The organism is Prosthecobacter fluviatilis (genome assembly GCF_042655725.1).
In the GTDB taxonomy this organism is placed as follows: Bacteria; Verrucomicrobiota; Verrucomicrobiia; order Verrucomicrobiales; family Verrucomicrobiaceae; genus Prosthecobacter; species Prosthecobacter fluviatilis.
In genome coordinates this window covers 18,387-34,895 of the sequence record NZ_JBHSMQ010000001.1, presented here as the reverse complement: position 1 = coordinate 34,895, position 16,509 = coordinate 18,387, and the positions used below count along the sequence as shown (strand labels likewise).

The window sequence follows — 16,509 nt, the reverse complement described above, 5'->3', positions numbered from 1 at the left end:
TTCAGCCCCCTTCCAGCATGGATTGACGCTGGACAGACGCGCTGTGGCACGGCATATGATCGCGGCTTTTCAGGCCGCGCAAACGTACCCCTCACGCATGAGTCAATCGGCAATCCCCCAGGCCATCCGCATCCTCCTTCTTCCCGCCCTCGCTCTCCTGGCCTCCTGCCAGAGCGCCAGCACACGCGGGCAGACGCAGTACCTCGAGGCCTTCTCGACCGAGAGCGTCCCCCACTCCGCCATGTACAACGCCGACCAGGACTCCTACTGGGACGGCGACGGCATGTCTGGCGCTCCCAGCATCACCATCGACATCAGCGACCAGAAGGCCTACTTCTACAAAGGCGGCGCACTCGCCGGCGTCTCCGCGCTTTCCACCGGTGACGAACGGCATGCCACCAAGACCGGCACCTTCAAGATCATCGAGAAGGACCAGTGGCACAAATCCAACCTCTACGGTGACTTTGTGGACAGCGCCGGCAATGTCGTCATGGCCAACATCGACGTGACCAAGGACAAGCCCCCGCCCGGCACCCGCTTCGAAGGCTCCAAGATGCACCACTTCATGCGCTTCGTTGGCGGCATCGGCATGCATGAGGGTTTCCTTCCCGGCTACCCCGCCTCCCACGGCTGCGTCCGTATGCCCCCACACATGGCGGCCATCTTCTACAACAACGTCTCCAAAGGCACACCCGTCACGGTTCGCCCCTGAGATCGCTCATGACACCGGAAACACCGCTCGAAATCGAACCTGCAGACGTAAGTACCCTGCTGCAAAGCCCGGGCGGGCACCCATTCCGTCTCATCGACTGCCGAGAGGAAAGCGAATGGCAGATCTGCCGCCTCCCCCAGGCGCAGCTCGTTCCCCTCTCCCGTTTTGGTGAGCTCGCCCCCCAGCTGTTCACAGACCCCGGCGAGCACATCATCATCTACTGCCATCATGGCATGCGCAGCATGCGCGCCACAGAGTTCCTGCGCCAGCTTGGCATCCACCGCACGCAGAGCATGCGCGGCGGCATCGAGGCTTGGTCAGACGAGGTTGACCCCTCGACGCCACGGTATTGACACATATCCCGGGTGAGTTTGCTCTGGCACATCATGCCTGTGCGGCTACCCTCCATCCCCCCCCCGCACACGCATCCACGCATGGTACGACTTCTCACACAGCAAGGACAGCTCATCGACTGGAATGACGAAAAGACACATCCGTTCCCGGACAATCTCGTCTTCCTCGATCTGCTGAACCCCAGCCGTGCCGAGGAGATCGAAGCCGAAAAATGGCTCGAATACCAGCTCCCCACGCGTGAAGAAATGCAGGAGATCGAGGAATCCAGCCGACTCTACACCGAGAAAGGTACGCTGTACATGACCGCCTGGCTTCCCGTCGGGCTCGACACCACGGACCCCGACAACACCTCCATCTCCTTCGTCATCGCCCCGGACTGCCTCACCACCGTCCGCTACGCAGACCCCCTCTCCTTCCGCATTCTCACAGACCAGGCCAAACGTCAGTGCACCACACCGCTGACCAGTGACGCCGTCTTCCTCCTCCTGCTCGAGCTCATCGTCGCCCGCATCGCAGACGCACTTCAGAGCGTCGAGGCCGACATGAAAAAAATCTGCCGGGACATTTTCACCCTCGACCCTCACAAGGCCCACGCCGCCGTGGAGAAAGACCTCAGCGATGTCGTCAAGCTCCTCGGCCGCCGCAGCGCCCTCGTCGCCAATGTCCGCGAAAGCCTGCTCAGCATCAGCCGCATGCTTCAGTACTTCCTCAACAACGCCGCCAGCTGGATGCGTGGAGACCTCGCCGCACAGTTCCGCAGCGTCATGCGCGACATCAAGAGCATGGACGACTACACCAACCAGCAGACCCAGGAGATGACCTTCCTCCTGGAGTCCACCCTCGGCCTCATCAACATCCAGCAGAACCAGATCATCAAGATCTTCACCGTCGCCAGCGTCCTTTTCATGCCCCCGACCCTCATCGCCAGCATCTACGGCATGAATGTCGGCCTCCCGGCACCCAGCAACGGCTGGGCCTTTGTGCTCGTCATGATCATGATCGTGCTCTCAGCGATCCTGCCGATCGTCTACTTCAAGCGCAAACGGCTGCTCTAGCCCCCCGCCGCTAGAACTGGTAGCTGAACCGGATGCTGCCAAAGTGCGCCTGAAGATCATGGCGGAAGAACTGCCCCTGGTAGGAAAGCATGAGGCTGAACCGGTCGGTAAATGCAAGGCTCACACCCAGCCCGGCCACCAGGTAATCCTGCCCCGGGGATTGGTTGCCCCCGCTGGCAGAAAAGGGCACATTGATCAGCGAAACACTGGTCCCGTTGTTGTTCTTGATGTTCTGACGCTCGTAGCTCAGACGCAGCTGCGGAGTGATCGTCGCAAAACTCGTCCTTATCTGCTTGGAGGCAGACCAGCCCACCCGGCTGACCAGAGACTGGTAGCTCTGCGCACTGTAATGCAGGGCGGCCAGCCCGCCGCCAGTCTCGCTGTACGCGTCGATCGAGCCGTGCAGATAATCCACCCCGGCAAACGGTCCTGTGACCAGCGTGTCGTCCTGAAAGCGGAAGTTCCATCCCGCATTGTATTGCACCGAATGCGTATAGGTGCGGGTCGACCCGTAGGCCGTTGGAAAGGGCGCGCCAGGATTGCGCGTGGAGTCCATCTGATAGGTGCCAAAGCTGTAGAGAACGCTGTTCCAGAAGCCGCCACGCACGTAGGAAAGGTAGCTCGACAGCGCAGGGCCTTCGAGGTACAGGCTGCCAAGGTTGCCGGCATACCCCTGGGTGCTCTGCAAAAAGGAGGCGGCAAACCCAAGCGTCAAGCCTCGTGAGAGGTGGCGCTCCACACCCACTCCGGACGCCCAGGAATCCACCTGCACGCCAGCCTGTGTTCGGATGGCGTTGAGTTTGACATTGCCATAGTTCACCGTCGCAAACACCTCCCACTGCCGGGAGCGCGCCACACGCCTGGCCATGGGGGAGGCCTTTTCTGGGTCACCGTCTCCTTCCCCCACAATCACTCCCTCATCCAGCGAGGCGGCGATGGAGCCCGAGCCCTCTTCCCCTCCGCCGTTACGGAGGTTGAAGAGATGGCCGTTCAGGTCGGCCGTGACCGTATTGCCACCCGCGATCAGCGCCTGTCCTTGCACCGCGGCAAGCGCCAGCCCGCCATTGGTGTCGATGATGGAGAACACACCATCGCTCGGATCAAGATAGCTCGTGACACCGCTCGCCAGCCCCAGGCTTCGGTCATCCAGAGCCATCCTTGTGGTCACGCTTCCCGCATTGGCATCGCCCGTATTGAGGTGAACAAGCTGCCATTGATCGCCTCCGTGGAAGTTTCTCATGCCGTTGGGATTGCCGATGACGACCTTGCCACCGGCCGAGGAATCCAGCACTCCGTGCAGGTTGATGGAATCTGCCGCACTTGCATTGCCAAGGTTGTTGCCCAGCCCCGCGCCGCTGAACAGGTCCAGATGGATCACACTGTCTGCGCCCATCACCACAGCACCCGAGCCAGATGTTGTTAGCGCAAAAACCGACGCCGTGGCCGCGGCTGCGGGATCCCCCACGCTGAAGCTGCCATTGAGGAAAATGGACTGGTCCGCCGCCACAGTCACGGCTCCGGTCCCGGTCAGCAGGCTGTCATTGCTCACATGGAGCTGTGTCGTGCTCACTGCCGCATTGGCTATCAGGCTCGCTCCATTCTGCAGCGTTGTAGGTCCGTTGTAGTCACTGTCAGCAGCGACCACGAGTTCCGTTCCGTCCACCACAAGATCCGAGCCAGCACTGGCTCCGCTGATGCCCGTAACGCTCACATTCACCGTTCCTCCGCCTGTGATGGTAAGAACAGTGCCGTCTTTCACCAGGCCGCCGGTGAGGTTCAAAACACCGCCTCCCACATTGATGCTGGCATTCGTCTCCGCAGTAATCACACCGGCATAGCTGCTGGTGCCGCTGTTCCTAAGCGCACCGCCATTGCCCACCCCGCTGCCGTTGATCCCCAGAGCCTCGGATGTGCTGTAGCTCACATGGTTGAGCAGCAGCGTCGCTCCACTGCCTACTGTCGTGCCTGCGCTGCCGGCCCCTAGCGCGTTGTTGCCGTTCACCACCAGAGTGCCCGCCCGCACATCCGTCTCGCCGGCATAAGTGTTGTCACCATTGAGCGTCAGCGTGCCGCTGCCAGCCTGGACCACGGCACCTCCGCCGCTGATCAAGCCCGCAAAGTCGCTCCCCTGCACCACCGCATCCGACCGGTTAAAAACCAGCGTCCCATCATTGCTCAGCGCACTGCTGGTGGAGAGTGAGCCCGTGGTGCCACCGCTGCCGATCTGCAGCGTCCCCTCACCAATCGTTGTGGCGCCGGTGTAGCTGTTGGCAGCCGTCAGCACCCAGGTGCCGGCCCCTGACTTGGTCAGCGCTGTGGCACCGCCATGGTCTCCAATCACGGCCGCGAGAATGTTGTCACCCGTGTTGGTGCCGGTGAGCGTCAGCGTTCGGCCGCCGCTCTGGCTGTTAAAGTCCACGCTCCCGGTGTTCGTAAAGTTCACCGCGCCGCTGCCGGAGGCCTCCAAGACGCCCCCGTTGATGCCCACGCTGAACAGACGGTCCGTACTGGCTGCCTCGCCGGTATATTGAAGGCGGCCTCCATTGATCACGAGATTGGCCGCCGCATTGGAAGATGCCCCGATGTTGCTGCTCGTCCCGCCATCGGCCAGCACAGCCACGCTCAGCACTCCGGCGTTGATCGTTGTGCTGCCGGTGTAGCTGTTGCCCCCTGTCAGCGTGGTGCTCCCGGCTCCCGCCTGGGTGAAATCACCGCTGCCGCTGATCGCATTGGCGATGGTGAGCGCATCCAAACGGTTGATGACGAGCCTGGAGTTGTTGGTCACAGCACCTGTTCCCAGCGCACCCGTTGCCCCGCCTGCGCCCACCTGCAATTCGCCGGCGCTGATGACGGTGCTGCCTGTGTAGATGTTCGCTCCGGTCAGCACCCAGGTGCCGGTGCCAGACTTGGTCAGCGTAGTCGCCCCGCCATTGTCACCGATCACGGCAGCAATCGTGTTGCCTTCCGTGTTTGTTCCTGTGAGCGTCAGAGCACGTGTGCCGCTCTGCCCGTTGAAGCCCATGCTTCCGGTGTTCGTGAGATTCACGGCTCCTGTGCCAGAAGCCTCCAAGGTGCCACCGTCCGTTCCCACACTGAAAAGGCGGTCCGTGCTCACATCTTCGCCCGTGTACTGCAAAGCTCCCCCATTGAGCACCAGGTTCGTCGCTTCATTGGTGGACGCCCCCAGATGACTGTTGCTGCCTCCATCTGCAAGGACTGCCACGCTGAGCACTCCGGCATTGATCGTCGTGCTGCCGCTATAGCTGTTGTCCCCCGTCAGCGTGGTGGTTCCCGATCCTGCCTGCGTAAGCGAACCGCTGCCGCTGATCTCATTGGCGATGGTCAGTGCATCGGAGCGGCTGATGATGAGGCTGGCGTTGTTGATCACCGCACCGCTTCCGAGTGAGCCCGCGGTGCCACCAGCACCGATCTGCAGCACGCCCGCGCTGATGGTCGTGATACCGCTGTTGCTGTTGTTTCCTGTGAGCACCCACGTTCCGGCTCCCGACTTCGTCAGCGCAGTCGCACCCCCATTGTCGCCGATCACTGCGGCAAGAGTGTTATCACCGGTGTTCGTTCCGGTCAGGGTCAGCGTGCGGATGCCGCTCTGACCGTTGAAGCCCATGCTGCCCGTGTTGGTAAAGCTCAACGCTCCCGTGCCTGAGACGTCCAAGGTGCCGCCATTGGTTCCTACGCTGAATAAACGGTCCGTGCTCACATCCCCGCCCGTGTACTGCAAAGCCCCCCCATTGAGCACCAGGTTCGTCGCTTCATTGGTGGACGCCCCCAGATGGCTGTTGCTGCCTCCATCTGCAAGGACTGCCACGCTGAGCACTCCGGCATTGATCGTCGTGCTGCCGCTATAGCTGTTGTCCCCCGTCAGCGTGGTGGTTCCCGATCCTGCCTGCGTAAGCGAACCGCTGCCACTGATGTCATTGGCGATGGTCAGTGCATCAGAGCGGTTGATGATGAGGCTGGCGTTGTTGGTCACCGCACCTGAACCAAGCGTACCATTCGTGCCACCGGAGCCCACCTGGAGCACTCCAGCGCCAATGGTCGTGGTTCCCGTGTAGGTGTTGGATCCGGTCAGTGTGAATGTGCCCGAACCCGTTTTGACAATCGACAGCGCTCCTGTGCCACCGTCTTGAATGACACCGCTGAAAGTGGTGCTGGTGTTATTCCCACCCGTCGTCAGGGCTGCCGCATCCACGGAGTTGTTCTGCACGGTCCCTGAGCCTGCCAGCGAGCCGATTCGCGCGTTCAGTCCATTCAGCTCCAAAGTGGCATGCGATCCCAAAATGATCGCTGAATCCAAGTTGCTGCCGCCAATTTGAAGCACGCCGGAACTGACGGTGGTGGCCCCTGTGTAGGTGTTGGCTCCAGTGAGCAGCCAGGTGGCGGTGCCATCGATCGACACCGAAGTAGCGCCGCCATAATCTCCGATGGCCGCTGCGATGATGTTCACCCCGCTGTTCGTTCCCGTGAGCAGCAGGTTGCGGTCACCGCTCTGTCCGTTGAATCCCATGCTGCCGGTGTTGGTGAAATTCAGCGCACCAATGCCAGTCACATCGATCACCGCGCTGCCGATGCCCACGCTGAACAAGCGATCCGTGCTCGCATCTGCCGCGCCTGAGTATTCAAGCGTGCCGCCATTGATCACCAGATTCTCAGCAGCGCTCGTCGCTGCGCCAATATTGCTGCTGCTGCCGCCGTTGGCGAGGGAAGCCACTTTGAGAACACCGGCATTGATTGTCGTCGCCCCGGTGTAGGAGTTGGTGCCGCTGAGAGTGGTCGTGCCTGATCCAGCCTGATTAAACGAACCGCTGCCGCTGATCGTATTGGCAAGGGTGATGGCATCCGAACGATTGATCACAAGACTGGCATTGTTGACCACAGCGCCACTGCCCAGCGAACCCGTGGTGCTGCCACTCCCCACTTGCAGCACTCCACCGCTGACGGTCGTGGTGCCGGTGTAGGTGTTCGTTCCAGTCAGCACCCAGGTGCCCGCGCCGGATTTGACCAGCGAGGTCGCTCCACCGTTGTCACCGATCACCGCAGCCAGGGTGTTATTGCCAGTATTCGTGCCCGTAAGGGTCACAGTGCGCGTGCCGCTCTGGCTGTTGAAACCCATGCTGCCTGTGTTGGTAAAATTCACGGCTCCCGTACCGGAAGCATCCACGGTACCGCCACTTGTTCCCACACTGAAAAGGCGGTCCGTGCTCGCTGCCGCTCCGGTGTATTGCAGCGTGCCACCGTTCAGCACCAGGTTCGTCGCAGCATTGGTTGAGGCACCCAGATTGCTGGTAGCGCCTCCGTTCGCAATGGAAGCAACACTGAGCACTCCGGCACTGATGGTCGTGCTCCCGGTGTAGCTGTTCGCCCCGGTCAGCGTGGTGGTGCCGGCCCCCTGCTGGACCAGCGAACCGCTGCCACTGATGCTGTTGGCAAGGGTGATGGCATTCGAATGGTTGATCACCAGGATGCCGTTGTCAGTCACCGCTCCGGTCCCGAGCGTCCCCGAGGTTCCACCATTGCCGACCCTGAGCACCCCGGCGCTGATGGTCGTGGTTCCAGTATAAGTGTTCGTTCCAGTCAGCACCCAGGTGCCATTGCCAGATTTCACCAGAGAGGTGGCACCACCATTGTCACCAATGGCTGCGGCGAGAGTGTTGTTGCCGGCATTCGTTCCGGTGAGGGTCAGCGTGCGCGCACCGCTCTGGCTGTTAAATCCCATGCTGCCCGTGTTGCTAAAATTCACCGCACCCGTGCCCGAGGCATCCAGCGTGCCACCACTCGTCCCAACGCTGAACAGCCGGTCCGTGCTGGCGACAGCTCCGGTGTATTTTAAAGCACCACCGTTCAGCACCAGGTTCGTTGCAGCGTTGGTGGAAGCTCCAATGCTGCTGGCACTTCCCCCGTTCGCCAGTTTCGTCAAGCTTAAGGTGCCTGAGTTGATCAGGGTGATGCCGGTGTACGTGCTCGTGCCCGAAAGCACCCAGAGTCCGCTGCCGTTTTTATAAATGGATGTGGCTCCGCCATTGTCACCGATGATGGCGGCAATGGTGTTGTTGCCAGTGTTGCTCCCCTGTAGAAACAGCACCCGTGCTCCCGACTGGCCGCCAAACCCCATGCTTCCAGTGTTGGTAAAGTTCACCTCCCCGGTTCCAGAGGCGTCCAGCGTGCTCCCTCCTGTCTGAATGCTGAAGAGCCGGTCAGTACTCGTAGCTGCACCCGTGTATTTGAGTGTGGCTAGTCCGAGAACCAAGTTGGAGGCTGCATTGCTCGATGCTCCGATGTTGCTCGCCACGCCGCCGTTGGCGAGACTTGTCACCACCAGTATTCCCAGATCGATTCGGGTGCTGCCAGTATAGGTGTTGGCGCCCGTCAGCACCCAGGTGCTGGAGGCAAGTTTGATCAGGGAGGTGGAGCCGCCATTGTCGCCGATCATCGCGGCAAGCGTGTTGTTCCCCGTATTGCTGCCGCTGAGAGTCAATGTGCGGGCGCCCGTGCTGTTGAACCCCATGCTGCCAGTGTTGCTGAAGTTGATCGCTCCGCTGCCAGAGGCGTCCAGGGAACCTCCGCCAGTCCCCAGGCTGAAGAGCCGGTCCGTGCTGGCCGCAGCGCCAGTGTACTGCAGCACGCCGTTGTTTAGCAGCAGGTTCGTGGCGGCATTCGTTGAGGCGCCGATGTTGCTGGCACTCCCTCCGTCGGCCAGACTTGAGACAACCAGCTGGCCGCCAAGAATCCTGGTCACTCCGGTATAAGTGTTGGCTCCGCTCAGAGTCCATTGTCCTCCACCGCTTTTCGTCAGCGCCGTGGCTCCCCCATTGTCGCCAATCAGTGCTGCCAGCGAAGCATTGCCACCTGCAAGTGTGAGCGTGCGCGCACCGCTCTGTCCGTTGAATCCCATGCTGCCAGTATTGGTGAAGCTCAGCAGACCAGTCCCGGCTCCTTCAAGGGTGCCACCAATGATCGCAAGGGAGAACAATCTGTCCGTGGAGGCTGCGGCTCCTGTGTACCTCAGTGTTCCCCCTTCCAGCAGCAGATTTGTCGCTGCCGCGCTGGACGCCCCGATGCCGCTGGCCACTCCGCCGTCGGCCAGCTTGTTGGTCACAAGCACCCCGTCATCAAGGGTGGTCATTCCGGTATAGGTATTGCTGCCAAGAAGAGAAAGCGTGCCCGTGCCTGCCTTGGTGATTGCCAGTGCAGCGCTTCCTCCGTCTTGAATGATACCGCTAAAGCTGCCGGTCGAAGTGCCCGCAACGGTCAGGGTCGCCGCAGTCGCCGCCCCGTTTTGCACTGTTCCCGCTCCGGTCAGTCCGATGACGGTGTTGGTAAATCCGTTGACTCCCAACGTCGCACCGCTCGCAACAGTGATGGCGGAAGCCGTGCTAAATGCATTGTCTGCGCCGGCTTGCAGTGTTCCTGCGTTTACGAAGGTGGCACCGGAATAGTTTTTGGTTCCGGTAAACGTCGTCGTCCCTGTACCCGCTTGCGTAAAGGTGCCCAGACCGCTGAGGGTGTTGGCAATTGTGATCGCGTTTGACCGGTTGATGATCAGGCTGCCGCTGTTGCTCACCACACCGGTTCCGAGCGCACCCGAGGTACCGCCGTTGCCCACCTGCAGGACACCTGAGCTGATGTTGGTGGCGCCTGTGTAAGTGTTCATTCCTGTAAGCACCCACGTGCCGGTTCCAGACTTGGTGAGAATGGTGGCTCCCCCGTTGTTGCCGATCACCGCCGCCAGGGTGTTGCTGTCGGAGTTCGTGCCCGTTAGGGTCAAGGTACGCCCGCCAGACCCGCTCAGCCCCAGGCTGCCCGTGTTGGTGAAATTCACCGCTCCAGTTCCGGAGGCGTCCAGCTTTCCTCCGCTCACATCCACGGTGAACAAACGGTCCGTGCTTGTGGCACCCCCGATGTACTGCAGCGTTGCCGCCAGATTGAGTGTCAGATTTCCGGCCGCATTGCTGGAGGCGCCGATGCTGCTCACACTGCCCCCGTCTGCCAGGGTGGACACACGCAGGATGCCGCTGTTGATGAAAGTCCCTCCAGTGTAGCTGCTCGCCCCGGTGAGCGTCCATGTCGAGGAATCGTCCTTGAGCACTGTCGTGGCTCCTCCGTTGTCACCAATCGCCGCAGCGAGCGAGCCTATGTATGAACCTGCAAGGGACAGCGCGCGCGTGCCGCTTTGGCCATTGAAGCCCATGCTGCCCGTATTGGTGAAATTCACCGCTCCAGTTCCAGAGGCATCCAGCGTGCCACTGCCGCTGCCAATGCTGAAAAGACGGTCCGTGCTCACCGCTCCTCCGGTGTACTGAAACGTCGCTGAATTGATCACCAGATTGGCAGCCGCATTGCTGGAGGCGCCGATGCTGCTCGCACTGCCGCCATCAGCCAGGTTGGTCACGACAAGCTTGCCGCCCCCGCTGACGGTTGTCGTCCCGGTGTAGGTGTTCATTCCCGTGAGCACCCATGTCCCGTTGCCAGACTTCGTGACTGAAGTCGTGACGGCACTCTCCCCGATGACGGCGGCCAGCGTGTTGTTGCCTGTGTTGGCCCCTGTCAGCGTCAGTGTGCGCGGGCTTGCTCCGCCAGGTGTCAGCCCCATGCTGCCCGTGTTGGTGAAATTGATCGCACCCGTTCCCGAGGCATCAAGGATGGCTCCCGCTCCCGCATCGATGCTGAAAAGCCTGTCCGTGCTGGTGGCCGCACCAGTGTATTTCAGTGTCGCCGACAAGCTGACAAACTCAATGTTGCCGGCCGCGTTGCTTGCAGCGCCAATGCCGCTCGCGCTCCCGCCGTTGCCCAGGCTGGAAATGCTCAGCGTACCTGCGCCCCCGATCAGGGTGGCTCCGGTGTAAGTGTTCGCTCCAGTCAGAGTCGTCGTGCCGGCAGCCCCTTGGACAAGCTTGCCACTGCCGCTGATGGTCTGGGAGAGCGTCAGGGCATTGGTGCGCATCAGCGTGATCTGCCCGTTGTTGACCACATTGCCGCTGCCCAGGGTTCCCACCGTCCCGTTCGCTCCGACGTTCAGGGTGCCGTCATTCACGGTTGTGGTCCCGGTGTAAGTATTGGTTCCAGTCAGCGTCCACGTTCCAGTTCCATTTTTCACAAGGGAGGTGGCACCACCGTTGTCTCCTATGACCGCCGCGATCTGATTGGTGGCAAAAGCGCTGGTCCCAGTGAGTGTCAGAGTGCGCGCACCGCTCTGGCTGTTGAAACCCATGCTACCGGCATTGGAGAAGGTAATCCCAGCGGCCCCCGAAGAATCCAGTGTCCCGCCACTGGTGCCCACGCTGAAGAGGCGGTTCGTGCTTCCGCCTCCCCCAGTATATTGCAAAATCCCGCCATTGAGCACAAGGTTGGCCGCCACACTGGTGGAGGACCCGATGTTGCTGCTGACACCGCCGTTGGCCAGGCTTGTCACGATCAGTTTGCCTCCGCTGATCGTCGTCGCTCCCACGTAGCTGTTCGTGCCGCTGAGGGTTGTGGCTCCGGAGCCAGCCTGAGTCACAGAACCGCTGCCGCTGATGGTGTTGCTCACAGTCACACTGTCAGAACGGTTGAAGGTCAGATTGGCATTGTCAGTCACCGCCCCGCTTCCCAGTGAGCCGGAAGTGCCACCGTTCCCGATCTGCAGCACTCCGCCAATGATGGTGGTGGTGCCTGTATAGCTGTTGGCTCCGGTGAGCACCCAGGTCCCTGCGCCACTTTTCGTCAGAGCCGTGGCTCCGCCATTGTCACCGATCACTGCAGCCAGGGTGTTGCCTCCCGTGTTCGTGCCTGTGAGGGTCAGGGTGCGTGCGCCTGTTTGGCTGTTGAAACCCATGTTGCCTGTGTTGGTGAAATTCACCGCACCGGTGCCTGAAGCGTCCAGCGTTCCACCTAGATTGCCGATGCCAAACAGACGGTCAGTCGTGGATCCGGTGCCTGTATATTTCAGAATGCCGTTGTTGAGAGCGATGTTGTCTGCCGCATTGCTCGCCGCACCAAGATTGCTGGCCACACCTCCGTTTGCAATCGTCGCAACAGATAGAGTCAGCCCGCCGCTAATCGTCGTCACACCTGAGTATGTGTTGGTTCCGCTCAAGGTGTGCGAGCCGGCATTGACCGTGACCCCCCCCGTTCCGCTGATGGTTTGTGAAAGGTTGAGCCCGGCCGTGTTGTTCAGCATGAGAATGCCGTTGTTCACAATGTTCCCGCTGATGGAGCCTGTGCTGCCAAAGTTCCCCAGAACCAGTGTGCCCCCGCTGATGGTGGTCGTCCCTGTGTAAGTGTTGTTTCCGGTCAGCATCCAGGTGCCGGTGCCAGATTTGACCAGTGACGTCGCACCTCCGTTGTCCCCGATCACTGCCGCCAGGACGTTGCCGCCACCAGAGCTGCCCGTCAGCGTCAGTGTGCGTGCGCCGGATTGCCCGTTGAAACCCATGCTGCCAGTGTTCGTGTAGCTCAGCACTCCGCCCGATGAATCCAGTGTGCCTCCGGCAGTTCCCACGCTGAACAAACGGTCCGTGCTCGCAGCCCCTCCCGTATATTGCAATGTCCCACCGTTCAGCACGAGGTTCGTGGCCGCGCTTGAGGAGGCACCCATGTTGCTGCTGGTTCCCCCGTTGGCTATCGAGGAAATGCTCACAACCCCGGCGGTGATAACTGTGGCTCCAGTATATGAATTGGTGCCGCTCAGCGTGGTGGTTCCGGCACCCGCCTGAGTCACCGAACCGCTGCCGCTGATCGTGTTTGCGATGGTGATGTTGTCCGAACGGTTGAATGTCAGGTTGCCATTGTCAGTCACAGCCCCGCTGCCCAGTGTGCCGCTCGTTCCCCCGTTGCCCACCTGCAGCACACCGCCGCTGATCGTCGTCGTGCCGCTGTAGCTGTTCGCCCCAGTCAGCACCCAGGTCCCGGTGCCGGATTTGATCAGTGACGTGGCCCCGCCGTTGTCCCCGATCACTGCCGCCACACTGTTGGCCCCCGTGTTTGTGCCGGTGAGCGTCAAAGTGCGCGCCCCCGTCTGGCTGTTGAATCCCATGCTGCCCGTGTTCGTGAAATTCACGGCGCCCGTGCCGGAGGCATTCAGAGTTCCTCCACTGGTTCCCACGCTAAACAAACGATCCGTGCTGGAACCAGAGCCCGTGTACTGCAGCGTGCCTCCATTGAGCACCAGATTGGTGGCAACGTTGGCCGCGGCACCGATGCCACTGGCGCTCCCACCATCAGCCAGATTCGTCACACTCAGCACTCCAGTCCCATTGAGCGTCGTCGCGCCTGTGTAAGTGTTGGCACCCGTCAGCGCCCATGTCCCGGTGCCGGTTCGTGTCACAGACGTCGCCCCGCCGTTGTCGCCAATCACCGCAGCGATCGTGCTGGTCCCACCATTCGAATTCGCCAGCGTCAACGTGCGAGCTCCGGTCCCGACGAACCCCATGCTTCCCGTGTTGGTGAAGTTCACCCCGCCCGTTCCAAACACGTTCAAAGTGATCCCCGAAGTCCCCAGGCTGAACAGACGGTCCGTGCTCACCGCACCTCCCGTATAGGTCAGCGTTCCTCCATTGAGCACCAGATTGCTCGCGTCACTGCTCGATGCCCCGATGCTGCTCGCACTGCCTCCGTTCGCCAGCGAGTTCACCTTCAGCACCGCCGTGCCGCTCACCGTCGTCACACCGGTGTAGGTGTTCGCACCGCTCAGCACCCAGATGCCTCCGCCAGCCTTGGTCACAGACGTCGCCCCCCCGTTGTCACCGATCACCGCCGCCAGCGTGTTGTCATTCGCATTGCTCCCCGTCAGCGTCAGCGTGCGCGCCCCGCTCTGCCCGTTGAACCCCATGCTGCCCGTGTTGGTGAAGTTGATGTTAAAACCGCCCGAGGCGTCAATCGTCCCCCCGTTCGTGCCCACACTGAACAGACGGTCCGTGCTCACCGCAGAACCCACAACCCCTGAATATTTGAGGGTTCCTCCGTCCAGCACCAGATTGGCAGCTGCGCTACCCGATGCCCCGATGCTGCTGCTGCTGCCGCCATTGGCCAATGTAAGCACATTGAGCACCCCGCCGCTGATCGTCGTCACGCCCGAGTAGCTGCTGGACCCCGAAAGCGTCCACGTGCCAGCACCCTCTTTGGTGAGCGCCGTCGCACCGGCGCTGTCCCCGATCAATGTGGCCAGAATGTTGTTGCCTGAGTTTGACCCGGTGAGGGTCAGCGTCCGTGCACCGCCTTGCGAGTTGAACCCCATGCTCCCCGAATTGGTAAATGCCAGGGCACCGGTGCCCGAGGAATCAAGCGTCCCTCCACTGGTGCCCACGCTGAAGAGCCGGTCCGTGTTGACTCCCGTTCCGGTGTACCTGAGCGTTCCTCCATTCAGCACCAGATTGCTGGCCACACTGCTGGAAGCACCAATGTTGCTGGCGCTGTTGCCGTTGGCCAGGGTCGCCACACTCAGCACTCCGCCGCTGATCGTCGTCGCCCCAAGATAGCTGTTCAAACCGCTCAGCGTGGTGGTTCCGGCGCCCGCCTGAGTCACCGAACCGCTGCCGCTGATCGTGTTTGCGATGCTGATGTTATCAGAGCGGTTGAATGTCAGGTTGCCATTGTCAGTCACAGCCCCGCTGCCCAGTGTGCCGCTCGTTCCCCCGTTGCCCACCTGCAGCACACCACCGCTGATGGTCGTCGCACCTGTATAACTGTTGGTTCCGGTGAGCACCCAGGTGCCCACACCCGTTTTTGCCACCGCAGTGGCTGCGCCGTTGTCCCCGATCACTGCCGCCACACTGTTGGCCCCCGTGTTTGTGCCGGTGAGCGTCACCGTGCGCGCCCCCGTCTGGCTGTTGAATCCCATGCTGCCCGTGTTCGTGAAATTCACAGCGCCCGTGCCGGAGGCATTCAGAGTTCCCCCACTCGTTCCCACGCTAAACAAACGATCCGTGCTGGAACCTGAGCCCGTGTACTGCAGCGTGCCTCCATTGAGCACCAGATTGGTGGCAATGTTGGTCGCGGCACCGATGCCACTGGCGCTCCCACCATCCGCCAGAGTAGCTACACTGATCACTCCACCATTGATCGTGGTTGCCCCTGTGTAGGTGTTCGCCCCTGACAGAACCCAGGTGCTGGACACCACCGTGTGCGTTACGGACGTCGCACCGCCATTGTCACCTATCACCGCCGCGATCGTGCTGGCACCTCCGTTCGAATTGGCCAGCGTCAGCGTGCGCGCTCCGGTCCCGACGAACCCCATGCTTCCTGTGTTGGTAAAGTTCACCCCGCCCGTTCCAAACGCGTTCAAAGTGATCCCCGAAGTCCCCAGACTGAACAGACGGTCCGTGCTCACCGCTCCCCCTGTGTAGGTCAGCGTTCCTCCATTGAGCACCAGATTGCTCGCGTCACTGCTCGATGCCCCGATGCTGCTCGCACTGCCTCCGTTCGCCAGCGAGTTCACCTTCAGCACCGCCGTACCGCTCACCGTGGTCACACCGGTGTAGGTGTTCGCACCGCTCAGCACCCAGATGCCTCCGCCAGCCTTGGTCACAGACGTCGCCCCCCCGTTGTCACCGATCACCGCCGCCAGCGTGTTGTCATTCGCATTGCTCCCCGTCAGCGTCAGCGTGCGTGCACCGCTCTGCCCGTTGAACCCCATGCTGCCCGTGTTGGTGAAGTTGATGTTAAAACCGCCCGAGGCGTCAATCGTCCCCCCGCTCGTGCCCACACTGAACAGACGGTCCGTGCTCACCGCAGAGCCCGCACCTGTCGAGTACCTCAGCGTGCCTCCGTTCAGCACGAGATTCGCCGCCGCATTGCTTGAGGCTCCAATGTTGCTGTTGCTGCCGCCGTTGGCGAGGGTCGTCACATTCAGCACCCCACCGCTGATCGTCGTCACACCAGTGTAAGTGTTCGCACCCGAAAGTGTCAAAAAACCCGTGCCATCCTTGCTCAGCCCCGTGCTTCCGTCCAGCACGGCGCTGATCGTCGCCGTCGTGTTCGCAGTGATCGTGGAATTCAAAAGCGTGAGCGTGTTTCCACCTCCTGCCAGGGTGTACACGGAATTGAACACCATGTTCCCCACAGTCACCGCACCGCCTAATGTCACCGTGCCCGCCGTCCCGCCAAAGATGGCGGCATCTGGCGTCGCGCTGTTCCAGGTGGCGTCTCCACTACCGGTGTTCCAGTTTCCCAGACCGTCTGTCCAGGTTCCGCTGCCACCGGTGATGAGCCCCCCATTTCCTGAGATGATGTCCCATGTTAAGGTCGCTCCCTGAGTCGTCGGCTCCGCCAGCACGGCCAGGATCACTGCCAGCACCAGCATCCCATGCCTGCAGAGTATTCGGAAAGAAAGCTGATGAGTGGCAAAGCTAAAGTTTGAACCGCAACCGGAACCCAAAAAGTTTTTCATAAACAAAT

Annotated in this window: 4 protein-coding genes; 3 read left to right on the top strand and 1 reads right to left on the bottom strand. The window is 61.3% G+C overall.

The window, feature by feature from the left end:
• Positions 1-97 precede the first annotated feature (97 nt).
• The 3 genes from ACFQDI_RS00115 (at position 98) to ACFQDI_RS00105 (ending at position 2,121) form a co-directional block, all read left to right on the top strand.
• The gene (locus tag ACFQDI_RS00115) at positions 98-712 is read left to right on the top strand and encodes a L,D-transpeptidase family protein (protein WP_377162123.1); all 615 of its coding nucleotides are present in this window, start codon (positions 98-100) and stop codon (positions 710-712) included.
• An 8-nt stretch (positions 713-720) separates the two neighbouring features.
• Complete coding sequence (locus tag ACFQDI_RS00110) at positions 721-1,065, top strand: rhodanese-like domain-containing protein (RefSeq protein ID WP_377162120.1); 345 nt, start codon at positions 721-723, stop codon at positions 1,063-1,065.
• Between the two features lie 81 nt (positions 1,066-1,146).
• Complete coding sequence (locus ACFQDI_RS00105; RefSeq protein ID WP_377162117.1) at positions 1,147-2,121, top strand: magnesium transporter CorA family protein; 975 nt, start codon at positions 1,147-1,149, stop codon at positions 2,119-2,121.
• 10 nt (positions 2,122-2,131) lie between these two features.
• Here ACFQDI_RS00105 and ACFQDI_RS00100 read toward each other — a convergent pair whose 3' ends face one another.
• Positions 2,132-16,414 (bottom strand): autotransporter-associated beta strand repeat-containing protein, encoded by a 14,283-nt coding sequence (locus ACFQDI_RS00100; protein ID WP_377162114.1) that lies wholly within the window; start codon positions 16,412-16,414, stop codon positions 2,132-2,134.
• Positions 16,415-16,509 lie beyond the last annotated feature (95 nt).